9 protein-coding genes and 2 pseudogenes are annotated in these 12,182 nt (G+C 66.4%); 10 read left to right on the top strand and 1 reads right to left on the bottom strand.

The window, feature by feature from the left end:
- Positions 1–204 precede the first annotated feature (204 nt).
- The 7 genes and pseudogenes from ACFLEY_RS30290 (at position 205) to ACFLEY_RS30260 (ending at position 7,780) form a co-directional block, all read left to right on the top strand.
- Complete coding sequence (locus ACFLEY_RS30290; protein WP_051000291.1) at positions 205–1,515, top strand: sugar ABC transporter substrate-binding protein; 1,311 nt, start codon at positions 205–207, stop codon at positions 1,513–1,515.
- A gap of 96 nt (positions 1,516–1,611) precedes the next feature.
- Positions 1,612–2,484: a carbohydrate ABC transporter permease gene (locus ACFLEY_RS30285; RefSeq protein WP_038966047.1), complete on the top strand. Its 873-nt coding sequence runs from the start codon at positions 1,612–1,614 to the stop codon at positions 2,482–2,484.
- 3 nt (positions 2,485–2,487) lie between these two features.
- Positions 2,488–3,314, top strand: a pseudogene (locus tag ACFLEY_RS30280) (carbohydrate ABC transporter permease).
- Between the two features lie 15 nt (positions 3,315–3,329).
- Positions 3,330–4,337 carry an ABC transporter ATP-binding protein gene (locus ACFLEY_RS30275; RefSeq protein ID WP_060911264.1) on the top strand — a complete coding sequence of 336 codons (1,008 nt, stop codon included), beginning with the start codon at positions 3,330–3,332 and terminating at the stop codon, positions 4,335–4,337.
- A gap of 30 nt (positions 4,338–4,367) precedes the next feature.
- Complete coding sequence (locus ACFLEY_RS30270; RefSeq protein WP_060911265.1) at positions 4,368–5,141, top strand: SDR family NAD(P)-dependent oxidoreductase; 774 nt, start codon at positions 4,368–4,370, stop codon at positions 5,139–5,141.
- A gap of 39 nt (positions 5,142–5,180) precedes the next feature.
- Positions 5,181–6,827, top strand: a pseudogene (locus ACFLEY_RS30265) (FGGY-family carbohydrate kinase).
- Between the two features lie 17 nt (positions 6,828–6,844).
- The gene (locus tag ACFLEY_RS30260; RefSeq protein WP_060911266.1) at positions 6,845–7,780 is read left to right on the top strand and encodes a carbohydrate kinase; all 936 of its coding nucleotides are present in this window, start codon (positions 6,845–6,847) and stop codon (positions 7,778–7,780) included.
- Between the two features lie 7 nt (positions 7,781–7,787).
- Here the strand turns inward: ACFLEY_RS30260 and ACFLEY_RS30255 are convergent, their stop codons facing one another.
- On the bottom strand, positions 7,788–8,675 hold the full coding sequence (locus ACFLEY_RS30255; RefSeq protein WP_060911267.1) for a LysR family transcriptional regulator: 888 nt from the start codon (positions 8,673–8,675) through the stop codon (positions 7,788–7,790).
- Between the two features lie 134 nt (positions 8,676–8,809).
- Here ACFLEY_RS30255 and ACFLEY_RS30250 point away from each other — a divergent pair, with 134 nt between their 5' ends.
- The 3 genes from ACFLEY_RS30250 to ACFLEY_RS30240 all read left to right on the top strand — a co-directional run bounded on the left by ACFLEY_RS30250 (position 8,810) and on the right by ACFLEY_RS30240 (position 12,180).
- Positions 8,810–10,231 carry an amidase gene (locus tag ACFLEY_RS30250; protein ID WP_060913004.1) on the top strand — a complete coding sequence of 474 codons (1,422 nt, stop codon included), beginning with the start codon at positions 8,810–8,812 and terminating at the stop codon, positions 10,229–10,231.
- Between the two features lie 99 nt (positions 10,232–10,330).
- Positions 10,331–11,281: an ABC transporter permease gene (locus tag ACFLEY_RS30245; RefSeq protein ID WP_028172154.1), complete on the top strand. Its 951-nt coding sequence runs from the start codon at positions 10,331–10,333 to the stop codon at positions 11,279–11,281.
- Positions 11,278–12,180 (top strand): ABC transporter permease, encoded by a 903-nt coding sequence (locus ACFLEY_RS30240; RefSeq protein ID WP_060911268.1) that lies wholly within the window; start codon positions 11,278–11,280, stop codon positions 12,178–12,180. The genes ACFLEY_RS30245 and ACFLEY_RS30240 overlap by 4 nt, the downstream gene beginning before the upstream one ends.
- Positions 12,181–12,182 lie beyond the last annotated feature (2 nt).

Raw genomic sequence — 12,182 nt, 5'->3', positions numbered from 1 at the left:
CCGCAAGCGGGAGAGGTGATGCAGGCCGCGGCGCCCGTTCCGAACAACTACCGTCGCAGCACGACCTCCCGCCCCCTCCCGCATCGCAGCACTCAGAAGTTGCCCAAACGCCTGCGCGCCTGCTTGACAATCTTCCGTCCGTGAGTTGAACATACGCCCAACGCGTGGGCATATGCTCAAAGCGCGAGTTTGAGGGAGGTCACCGTGAAACACGTCCTCGGCGCCGTCTGCGGCGCGTCCGTCCTGCTGGCCATCCCCGCGATGGCCGAAACCACCCTGACGATCGCCACCGTCAACAACGGCGACATGATCCGCATGCAGGGGCTGACCGGTGAATTCACCAAGAAGAACCCCGATATCAACGTGAAATGGGTGACGCTGGAGGAGAACGTGCTGCGCCAGCGCGTCACCACCGACATCGCCACCAAGGGCGGCCAGTTCGACGTGCTGACCATCGGCACCTATGAGGTGCCGATCTGGGCCAAGAAGGGCTGGCTGGTGCCGCTCGCCAATCTCGGCGCCGATTACGACGTCGCCGACCTGCTGCCCAGGATCAAGGACGCGGTCTCTGCCGACGGCAAGCTTTATGCCGCGCCGTTCTACGGCGAGAGCTCGATGGTGATGTACCGCACCGACCTGTTCGACAAGGCCGGCCTGAAGATGCCGGAGAAGCCGACCTGGGATTTCGTCATCGACGCCGCCAAGAAGCTGACCGACAAGAACGCGGGCGTCTACGGCATCTGCCTGCGCGGCAAAGCCGGCTGGGGCGAGAACATGGCGTTCCTCTCCGCGATGGCCAATTCCTACGGTGCGCGCTGGTTCGACGAGAAGTGGGTGCCGCAGTTCAATACGCCGGAATGGAAGACGACGCTCACGACCTATGTGAACCTGATGAAGGACGCCGGCCCTCCCGGCGCGAGCTCCAACGGCTTCAACGAGAACCTGGCACTGTTCAACGCCGGCAAATGCGCGATGTGGATCGATGCGACGGTGGCGGCGTCCTTCGTCACCAATCCCAAGGATTCCAAGGTCGCCGACAAGGTCGGCTTTGCGCTTGCGCCCAACACCGGGCTCGGCAAGAACGCCAACTGGCTGTGGGCCTGGAATCTCGCGATCCCTGCCGGCTCGAAGAAGGCGGAGGCGGCCGAAAAGTTCATCGCCTGGGCAACGAGCAAGGACTACACGAAACTCGTGGCCTCGAAGGAGGGCTGGGCCAACGTGCCGCCGGGCACGCGCACCTCGCTCTACCAGAACCCTGAATACCTGAAGGTCGCGCCCTTCGCCAAATTGACGCTGGCCTCGATCGACGCCGCCGATCCGAACAAGCCGACGGTGAAGCCGGTGCCCTATGTCGGCGTGCAATACGCAGCGATCCCCGAATTCCAGGGCATCGGCACCCAGGTGGGGCAGCAGTTCTCGGCGGCGCTTTCGGGCTCCATGACGGTCGATGCCGCGCTCACCGCCGCGCAATCCGTGACCGAGCGCGAGATGAAGCGCGCCGGCTACATCAAGTGAACCCGAGCTCTCCCTCCTGAGCTCAAACTGGCGGCCATCCTCCAGCCCAGCCCCGGATGGATGGCCGCCTTCTTTCGGCAAGCGGAGAAGTCAGGGATGGCAACCCGGCAGACGCAGTTTCTGGCGCGCGCGCTCCTGACCCCGGCCGTCGGGCTGCTCTTCATCTGGATGATCGTCCCGCTCGCGCTGACGATCTATTTCTCGACGCTGCACTACAGCCTGCTCGATCCCGGCTCGGAAGAATTCGTCGGGCTGGAAAACTTCCGCTACTTCCTCACCGATCCCGCTTTCCTCGCGTCGCTCCAGAACACGCTGGTGCTGGTCGGCTCGGTATTGGCCATGACCATTCTGCTCGGCATTCCCTTGGCGTTGCTGATGGACCAGCCCGTGATCGGCCGCAACATCGTGCGCCTGATGGTGATCGCGCCGTTCTTCGTGATGCCGACGGTGAGCGCGCTGGTCTGGAAGAACCTGTTGATGCACCCGGTGTCCGGGCTGTTCGCCTGGCTCGCCAAGCTGTTCGGATTGACGCCGATCGACTGGTTCAACGACGTGCCGCTGTTCGCGGTGATCCTGATCGTCGCCTGGCAATGGCTGCCGTTCGCGACGCTCATCCTGCTGACCGCGCTGCAATCGCTCGACGAGGAGCAGAAGGAGGCCGCCGAAATGGATGGCGCGAGCGCCGTCTCGGCCTTCATCTACATCACGCTGCCGCATCTGGCGCGTCCCATCACCGTGGTGATCCTGATCGAGACCATTTTCCTGCTCACCGTGTTCGCCGAGATCTTCGTCACCACCGGCGGCGGGCCGGGCCTGCAGACCACCAACATCGCCTTCCTGATCTATTCGCAGGCGCTGATCCAGTTCGACGTCGGCAGCGCCTCCGCCGGTGGCCTCGTCGCGGTGGTGATCGCCAACGTCGTCGCCTTCTTCCTCGTCCGCATCGTCGGCCGCAATTTGGAGGCCTGAATCATGGCGCGGATGGCAACGACGCAGCGGGTGGTGATCTCGACGATCGGGGCGTGGTTCTTCGGCTTCCTGATCTTCTTCCCGATCCTCTGGATGGTGCTGGCAAGCTTCAAGACCGAGCTCGAGGCCTTCGCCATTCCGCCGTCCTTCCTGTTCTTCCACTGGACCACCGAAAATTACGCGACCGTGCAGGAGCGGAGCGACTATCTGCACCACGCCATGAACTCGGTCATCATCGCGGGCGGCTCGACGCTCATTGCGCTCTTGATCGCCATCCCGGCGGCCTGGTCGATGGCGTTCGCGCCGACCAAGCGCACCAAGGACATCCTGCTCTGGATGCTCTCGACCAAGATGATGCCGCCGGTCGGCGTGCTGGTGCCGATCTACCTGATCTACAAGACCTTCGGCCTGCTCGATTCCCGCATCGGCCTCGTCTTCATCCTGTGCCTCGGCAATCTGCCGATCGTGATCTGGATGCTGTTCACCTATTTCAAGGAGATCCCGCGCGACATCCTCGAAGCCGCGCGCATGGATGGCGCCACCATCGGCCGCGAGCTGGTCTACGTGCTGACGCCGATGGCGATCCCGGGGCATCGACCCTGCTGCTCAATCTGATTCTGGCCTGGAACGAGGCGTTCTGGACGCTGAACCTGTCGACCTCGAACGCCGCGCCGCTCACCACGTTCATCGCCTCCTATTCGAGCCCGGAAGGGCTGTTCTGGGCAAAGCTGTCGGCGGCCTCGACGCTGGCGATCGCGCCCATTCTCGTCCTCGGTTGGTTCAGCCAGAAGCAGCTCGTGCGCGGGCTGACCTTCGGCGCGGTGAAGTAGAGGGGCTGCCGGATCATGGGTCAGATCACACTTCAGGACGTGCAGAAATCCTTCGGCCCCGTGCACATCATCAAGGGCGCAGATCTCGACATTGCCGACGGCTCCTTCGTGGTGTTCGTCGGTCCCTCCGGCTGCGGCAAGACCACGCTGTTGCGGCTGATCGCCGGCCTCGAGGACGTCTCCGGCGGCAAGATCCTGATCGACGGCAAGAACGTCGTCGACACGCCGCCCGCCAAGCGCGGGTTATCCATGGTGTTCCAGTCCTACGCGCTCTATCCGCACATGAGCGTGCGCGGCAATATCGGCTTCGGCCTGAAGATGGCGGGCCTGCGCAAGGACGAGATCAACCGCAAGGTCGAGGCCGCCGCCGCGACGCTGAACCTCAGGCCCTATCTCGACCGCAAACCGCGCGAGCTCTCCGGCGGCCAGCGCCAGCGCGTCGCGATCGGCCGCGCCATCGTGCGCGAGCCCAAGGCGTTCCTGTTCGACGAGCCGCTGTCGAACCTGGATGCCGCGCTCCGCGTACAGATGCGCATCGAGGTGACGCGGCTCCAGAAGCAGCTCGGCACCACCGCGATCTACGTCACCCATGACCAGGTCGAGGCCATGACCATGGCCGACAAGATCGTCGTGCTCAACGGCGGCAAGATCGAGCAATACGGCTCGCCGCTGGAGCTTTACGAGAAGCCTGCCAATCTCTTCGTCGCCGGCTTCATCGGCTCGCCCAAGATGAACTTCGTCACCGGCGAACTCGCCAGGCAGCAGGGCGCGGCCACGATCGGCGTGCGGCCGGAGCACCTCAGGATCGAGCGCGACGGCGCCGGCGGCTGGCAGGGGACGATCGCGGTCGCCGAGCATCTCGGCAGCGACACCTTTCTCTACGTCGATGCCGGTCCGCTCGGCATGCTGACCGCGCGCTACATCGGCGAATTGAGCCTGCATGCCGGCGATCACGTGTCGCTGGTGCCGGACCCCGCGCGGATCCACCGCTTCGATGCGAGCGGCAACGCGCTTCGCGGCTGACAAGAAACGGCAAAGAACGGAAAGACCAACATGTACCTGGAAAAATTCAAGCTGAACGGCAAGACCGCGTTCATCACCGGCGGCGGGCAGGGCATTGGGCTCGCCTGCGCCGAGGCGCTCGCCGAAGCCGGCGCCAGGGTCGTCATCGGCGACCGCGACAGCAAGGTCGCCGACAGCGCCAAGGCCAGCCTGAAAGCCAAGGGGTTCGACGCCGAGACCGCGATCATGGACGTGACCGATACCAGGCGCGTCGCCGAGGTCGCCAATGACCTCGTCGCCCGCCACGGCAAGGTCGACATCCTCGTCAACAATGCCGGCATCGCCCGCAGCGAGACGCCGGCCGAGACCGTGACCGACGAGCACTGGCTCAACGTCATCGACGTCAACCTCAACGGCACCTTCTGGTGCTGCCGCGAGTTCGGCAAGCACATGCTGAAGGCGCAAAGCGGCGCCATCGTCAATGTGGGCTCGATGTCCGGCTTCATCGTCAACAAGCCGCAGGAGCAGTGCTTCTACAATGCGTCGAAGGCCGGCGTGCACCATCTGACCAAGTCGCTCGCCGCCGAATGGGGCGCGCGCGGCATCCGCGTCAACGCGGTGGCGCCGACCTATATCGAGACGCCGCTCAACGCCTTCGTGAAGAGCAATCCCAAAATGTACGACGCCTGGATCGGCGGAACCCCGATGGCGCGGATGGGGCAGGTCGAGGAGATCGCCTCCGTCGTGCTGTTCCTCTCCTCGGAAGCCGCGAGCCTGATGACCGGCAGCATCGTGCTGGTGGATGGCGGCTACACTTGCTGGTAGGCTTACCGTCAAAACTGACGAGAGCGACCGGGAGCGACAATGCCGCGAGCGTATATCGGCGTCGACGTGGGGACCACCAGCACGCGGGCAGGGGTGTTCGACGAGGCCGGCACGCTGCTGGCGACGGCGCGGCACCCGATCAGGATCTGGCATGAGGCCGGCGATATCGTCGAGCAGTCATCCCGGGACATCTGGGAGGCCTGCGCAAAATCCGTGCGGGCGGCGATGGCGGAAGCTGCCATTGCGCCCGACAGCGTCGGCGGCATCGGCTTCGACGCCACCTGTTCCCTCGTGGTGCTCGACCGCCAGGGCGAGCCGCTCACCGTCAGCGCCTCAGGCGAGGCGCAGCGCAACGTCATCGTCTGGATGGACCATCGCGCCACCGCCGAGGCGCGGCTGATCAACGAGACCGAGGATGCGGTGCTGCGCTATGTCGGCGGCTCGATCTCGCCCGAGATGGAGATGCCAAAACTGTTGTGGCTGAAGCGCCATCTGCGCGCGAGCTTCGATGCCGCAGGCCACTTCTTCGATCTGGCAGATTACCTGACCTGGCGCGCGACCGGCTCACTGCAACGCTCGACCTGCACCGTCACCTGCAAGTGGAACTAGCTCGCCCATGACGGTGGCGGCTGGAGCGCGCAATTCTTCAAGCGCATCGGGCTGTCCGACTTCGTCAGCGAGAAATACGCCCGCATCGGCACCGAGATCGTCGCGCCGGGCACCCGGCTCGGCGCAGGCCTCACCCGCACGGCCGCCGCTGAGCTCGGCCTGTCGCCGGGTACGCCGGTCGGCGCATCCCTGATCGATGCCCATGCCGGCGGCATCGGCGCGATCGGCGGCCGCGACGGCTCGGGCGCAACGACCGATGTCAGCGATCGCCTCGCATACATCATGGGAACGTCGGCCTGCATCATGGCGACGACGAAGGAGCCGTGCTTCGTGCCGGGCGTGTGGGGGCCTTATTATTCCGGCATGGTGCCGGACTTCTGGCTGAACGAGGGCGGGCAGTCGGCGGCGGGCGCGGCGATCGACCATCTCCTCAAATCGCATCCGGGCTTTGCCGAGGCGAGCGCGGCTGCGCGCAACAAGGGCCTCGACCTCATCGACTTCCTCGAGCGCCGCATCATCGCGCGCGCCGGTGATGCCAGCCGCGCCGCGCTGCTCGCCCGCGATGTCCACGTCCTGCCCGAATTCATCGGCAACCGCTCGCCTTACGCTGACCCCGATACGCGCGCGGTGATCGCGGGCCTCGATCTCGACATCGATGTCGCTTCTATGGAGCGGCTGTTCGTCGCCGGCCTTTGCGGGCTCGCTTACGGGCTTGCCGAGGTGATCGAGGCCTTTGCCGCGCATGGCGTCCGCTCCAGCATCATGATCATGGGCGGCGGCGCCAGCCGCAGTCCGCTGGTGCGCCAGATCATGGCCGACACCACGGGCCTCACCGTCGCACTGCCGCAGACCAGGGAGCCGGTGCTGCTCGGCGCCGCGATGCTCGGGGCAGTGGCCGGCGGCGCCTGTGCCTCGATCGGCGAGACCATGGCCAAGATGTCGGCGCTGGGTCGGAAGAGCGAGCCGACCGCGCCCGACATGGCCGCCTTCCACGCCCGCAAGCGCGACGTGTACAAGCTGTTGCGCGAGGTCGATCGCGGCAGCCGGGCCGCGATGCGCGACATCGCAAAGGACTGAATTCGGGGTTGAAACGAATGCTGATATCCTGCGGCGATGCGCTGATCGATTTCGTGCCGACGCGAAATGCCGACGGACGCGAGGCGGTGATGCCCGCGGTCGGCGGCTCCTGCCTCAACGTCGCGATCGGCATGGCGCGGCTGGGCGCACCGACCGGCTTCGTCGGCGGCATCTCGACCGACCTGTTCGGCCGCATGATCGCCGATCACGCAACCGCCTCGCATGTCGAGCTCGGCCTTGCCACCCGCAGCGATCACCAGACCACGCTCGCTTTCGTGCGCATCGTCGCGGGCGAGTCGCATTACGCCTTCTACGATGCCGAGACGGCGACACGGAACTGGACCTACCGGCGCGGGTCCATTCCCTTCGATACGGTCGAAGTCCTCCATGTCGGCTCGACCACGCTGGTCAACGACCCGGGCGCCGCCGAAACGAAAGCCCTGATCGCGGACGCGCGGATGTCGTCGACCATCTCGTTCGATCCGAACTGCCGCCCCAACCTCGTCAAGGACAAGCCGGCCTATCTCGCCCGCATGGCCGAGTTCGCGCATAGCGCCGATCTCATCAAGATGTCGGACGTCGACTTCGCCTATCTCTTCGGCGACGAGCCCTATCAACAGCGCGCGAGCACGCTGCTCGGGCAGGGCACGAGCCTCGTCGTCATCACCCGTGGCAACAACGGCGCGATCGCGTGGCACGCGGGAGCAGGGCAGATCGAGGTCACCGCGCCCAAGGTCGCGGTCGCCGACACCATCGGCGCCGGCGATAGTTTTCAGGCGGCGCTGCTGTTCGCCCTGCACAAGCAGGGACGTCTGGCGCGGCAGCAGCTGAAAGTCATCAATGCCGACGAGCTCCGCCGCGCGCTGTCCTTTGCCGCCAATTGCGCTGGTCTCACCTGCACCCGCCCGGGCGCCGATCCGCCCTGGAGCCACGAGATCACCTGGAGCCCGTAGCGCCGCGTCACATCCGCGCGACGGCCTTCTCGGCGCATTTGATGAAGGTTCCGTTCAGCGGGCTCTGCGAATCCCGCCGCCAGCACACCGCGATGTCGAGGGAGTCGGTGGCATCGCGGAGCGGCCTGAACACGATGCCGCGCGGGGCGCCGAGCTGCGCGCAGGCCGGCAGGATCGCGAGGCCTTCGCCCGCCAGCACCAGGCTCATCGCCGAATGCACCGTCTCCACGCGGCTCGCGATCGGCATCACCACCTGGTGCCGGCGCAGCAGGGGGACCACGGCGGACGATGCGGGACCATGGTCCGGATGCGGCAGCGCGATCAGCGGACGTCCGTGCAACCGGGCCATCGGCACGGAGCCCAGGCGGGCGAGCGGCGAGCTGGTCGGCATCGCCAGCATGAAGCGCTGTGCACCGATCCGCGCCACCTGGATCTCGGGATGGTTGATGGCCGGCATGCACAGCGCGACCGTGACGCTGCGATCGAGCACCCGCGCCTCGCGTGTCGATGCGCTGAGCTCGGCGAAGTCGAGGTCGACACCGGGAACCGAGCGGCGCAGCTCGGGGATCAGCCGCGGCAGGATCGCATTGGCCAGCACGAACATGTAGCCGACCGACAGCCGCCCGCGCTTGCCCGATGCGACCGCGCGGGCGGCCTCGATGCCGTCGGACGCCAGCGCCAGCGCCTCGCTGGCGCGCACCAGCAGCGCCTGGCCCGCCTCGGTCAGGTCCATGCCGCGGGTGCCGCGGCGGAACAGCGGCGCGCCGACCTCGGCCTCCAGCTTGCGGATCTGGACCGAGAGCGGCGGCTGCGCCATGCGCAGCCGCTCGGCGGCCTTGCCGACGCTGCGTGCCTCGGCGACGGCGACGAAATAGCGGAGCCGACGAAGATCCATTGGCATACCGAAAACGTATGGGTTGGCGACCAAAATCGTATTGGACGGCGAGTTAACAAAACTGTCATTCTGGCTGTCAATGGCTTGTCTAATGCCTTGGCCAACGGTGGCCGGCTTCGGAGCGTGATATGACGATGAACGGCGATCCCTGCCTGCTGTCCGCAACCGAACTGCGCGGCCTCATCGCCGACAAGCGGATCTCGCCCGTCGAGATCACCCGGGCCGTGCTCGCGCGCGCCGAGGCGCTCCAGCCCCAGTTGAACTGCTTCATCACGATCTGCGGCGACGAGGCGATGGCGGCCGCGCGCGCCGCCGAGCGCAGGGTCATGGCCGGCGAGCCGCTCGGCCTGCTGCATGGCATCCCCTACACCGTCAAGGACATCGTCAACACCAAGGGGGTGAAGACCACCTTCGGCGCCGTTCCCTACAAGGACAATGTGCCAGTTGAGGACGCGGTGGCGGTCGCGCGGCTGCGCAGCGAGGGTGCGATCCTGATCGGCAAGACCACGACGCCGGAATTCGGCAGCAAGTGCCTGACGGATTCGCCGCTGTTCGGCCGCACCCGCAATGCGTGGGATGCCTGCCGCTCCTCCGGCGGCTCCAGCGGCGGCGCGGCGGTTGCTGTGGCCAGCGGCATCGCGCCGCTCGCGGTCGCGACCGACGGTGGCGGCTCGACGCGGATCCCCGCCGCCTGCAACGGCGTGGTCGGCCTGAAGCAGAGCAACGGAATCATCCCGCACAGCCAGGCGCTGGATGTGTTCGGCAACCAGACCTATGTCACGCCGACGACGCGCACCGTCGCCGATACCGCGCTGATGATGCAGGCGATGGCCGGCGAGGACCCCTGCGATCCCTGGTCGATCGGCGTTCCCGTATCCGACTTCGTTGGCACCGCCGCCCCGCGCGGCGATCTGCGCGGGCAGAGGATCCTGTACTGCCTGACGCCGCCGGGCCGTCCGGTGTCCGCCGAGGTCGCGGCCAGCTTCAGGGCGAGCCTCGACCGGCTGGCCGGGCTCGGTGCCGAGCTCGAGGAATTCTCCGGCGAGGGTTTCGACATCGAGCCGATCTGGCGCGCCATCAACCACACCGTCTGGCGCACGCGCTTTGCAAAACTCGCGGCCGAGCACAAGGACGAGCTGAGCGAGGCGTTCCTCAAGCAGCTCGCGCTTGCCACCGAGGTCAGCGGCGTTGACTACCAGGAGGCGATGTTCGCGCGCACCGCGCTGTTCCGCCGCGTGCAATCCCTGCTTGCGCGCGGCCACTTCCTGGCGATGCCGACGCTCACGCGCTCCGCGCTGCCGATCAAGCAGGATTTGTTCGGCACCATCGAGATCGACGGTCGGCATTTCGACAGCGTCCGGCCGCACTGGTTCCCCTGGACCATGCCGTTCAACATGACCGGGCATCCCGCCGTCAGCCTGCCCTCGGGCTTTGGCCGCGACGGCCTGCCGATCGGGCTTCAGCTCGTCGGCCGCTTCCGGGCTGATGCCGAATTGCTGCGCGTGAGCGCGCTGTTCGAGGCGTCCTCCAATCTTCTCTCCCGCTGGCCGGAATAACGACATGCGCATGCAGCAAAGCACTTGCGCGCAAAGGACTTGCGTCCGCCGTCCGGACATGTTGATCGTGCCGCGGATGAGCTTTGAAACCGGGCGCGCATGAGCGTATTTGTCCTCCGACGTGTCTTGACCTTGCTGGCGACGCTGGTCGGCGCGTCGCTGATCATCTTCCTGGTGCTGGATGCGCTTCCCGGCAACGCCGCGCAGATGCTAATGGGCGCCGATGCCTCGGCCGACGCGGTGCGCGCGCTCACCGTCAAGCTCGGGCTCGACCAGCCGCTGGCGGTTCGCTACCTGCAATGGATCAAGGGCCTGCTCGTCGGCGATCTCGGCAACTCCTATGTCTACGGCACGCCGGTCGCCAGCCTGATCGCGGAGCGGCTGGTGCTGACCATTCCGCTCGCGATCATGGCCATGTCGATCACGGTGACGCTGGCGCTCTCGGCCGGCATCTACACCGCCGCCAACCACAACAAGCTCGGCGATGTCGGCGTGATGTCGCTGACTCAGGTCGGCATCGCGCTGCCGAACTTCTGGTTCGCGATCCTGCTGGTCCTGTTGTTCTCGGTGCGGCTGCAATGGCTCTCGGCGGGCGGCTTCGCCGGCTGGGAGGACGGCATCTGGCTGGGGGTCAAGTCGCTGCTGCTTCCGGCGATCTCGCTCGCGGTGGTGCAGGCCGCGATCCTCGCCCGCGTCACGCGCTCGGCCGTGCTCGAAGTGCTGCGCGAGGATTTCGTGCGGACGGCGCGGGCGAAGGGGCTCGGCAAACGCGAGGTGCTGTGGCGCCACGTGCTGCGCAACGCCATGATCCCCGTGATGACGGTGATGGGCCTGCAATTCGCCAACCTGCTCGCCGGCACAATCGTGATCGAGAACGTGTTCTACCTGCCGGGCCTCGGCCGCCTGATCTTCCAGTCGATCGCCAACCGCGACCTGATCGTGGTGCGCAATTGCGTGATGCTGCTGGCAACCATGGTCGTTATCGTCAATTTCGTGGTCGACGTGCTCTATGCCTTCATCGATCCCCGCATCAAGGTTCACGACCTGTGAGCGCGCCGCTGACCACCCCGATTGACGCAGCAGTCGCCACGCGTCCGCTGCCCGCGCGCACGTTCTGGCGCCGTGCGCTGCGCCATCGCAGCTTTGTCCTCGGCGGCGCGCTGAGCCTGCTGGTGCTCGCCTCGGCGCTGCTGTCGCTGGTCTGGACGCCCTGGACGCCCTGGTCGCCCTACGAGATCGACATCGCCTCGAAGCTCCGGCCGCCATCGGCGGCGCACTGGCTCGGCACCGATTCCTTCGGCCGCGACATCGTCTCGCTGCTGCTCGCCGGCGCCCGCTCCACCATCATGGTCGGCATCATCGCGGTCAGCATAGGTCTCACCTTCGGCGTTTGTCTCGGCCTGATCGCCTCGGCGCGGCGCGGCTGGACCGAAGAGATCATCATGCGCTTCTCCGACTTCACCTTCGCCTTTCCGGCCGTGCTCTCCGCGATCATGCTCGCCGCGGTCGTAGGGCCGGGCATGGTGACCTCGATCGTCGCGATCGGCATCTTCCAGATCCCGACATTGACGCGGCTGACGCGCGGCTCGGCCAACGCGATCTGGGCGCGCGAATTCGTGCTGGCCGCGCGAGCGTCGGGGAAGGGAAAATTCCGCATCACCATCGAGCACGTGCTGCCCAACATCCTGTCGATCCTGATCGTGCAGGCGACGATCCAGTTCGCGCTCGCGATTCTCGCGGAAGCCGCACTATCCTATCTCGGCCTCGGCACGCAGCCGCCGCAGCCATCCTGGGGCCGCATGTTGAACGATGCGCAGACCCTGCTGTTCCAGTCGCCGATGCTCGCGGTCTATCCGGGGGCCGCCATCGCGGTCGCCGTGCTCGGCCTCAATCTCCTCGGCGACGGCTTGCGCGATCTGCTCGATCCACGACTGGCGCGGGAGCGATGAGG

This window comes from Bradyrhizobium sp. YCK136, from assembly GCF_044570075.1.
Taxonomy (GTDB): domain Bacteria; phylum Pseudomonadota; class Alphaproteobacteria; order Rhizobiales; family Xanthobacteraceae; genus Bradyrhizobium; species Bradyrhizobium diazoefficiens.
The sequence above is the reverse complement of the archived record's forward strand: the minus strand, read 5'-3'. Positions and strand labels throughout refer to the sequence as shown.

Bases quoted from the DNA above. Each gene is read 5' to 3' on its own strand.
- ACFLEY_RS30285 (WP_038966047.1), top strand. From the start codon at position 1,612: ATGGCAACCCGGCAGACGCAGTTTCTGGCGCGCGCGCTCCTGACCCCG.
- ACFLEY_RS30275 (WP_060911264.1), top strand. From the start codon at position 3,330: ATGGGTCAGATCACACTTCAGGACGTGCAGAAATCCTTCGGCCCCGTG.
- ACFLEY_RS30270 (WP_060911265.1), top strand. From the start codon at position 4,368: ATGTACCTGGAAAAATTCAAGCTGAACGGCAAGACCGCGTTCATCACC.
- ACFLEY_RS30260 (WP_060911266.1), top strand. From the start codon at position 6,845: ATGCTGATATCCTGCGGCGATGCGCTGATCGATTTCGTGCCGACGCGA.
- ACFLEY_RS30255 (WP_060911267.1), bottom strand. From the start codon at position 8,675: ATGGATCTTCGTCGGCTCCGCTATTTCGTCGCCGTCGCCGAGGCACGC.
- ACFLEY_RS30250 (WP_060913004.1), top strand. From the start codon at position 8,810: ATGAACGGCGATCCCTGCCTGCTGTCCGCAACCGAACTGCGCGGCCTC.
- ACFLEY_RS30245 (WP_028172154.1), top strand. From the start codon at position 10,331: ATGAGCGTATTTGTCCTCCGACGTGTCTTGACCTTGCTGGCGACGCTG.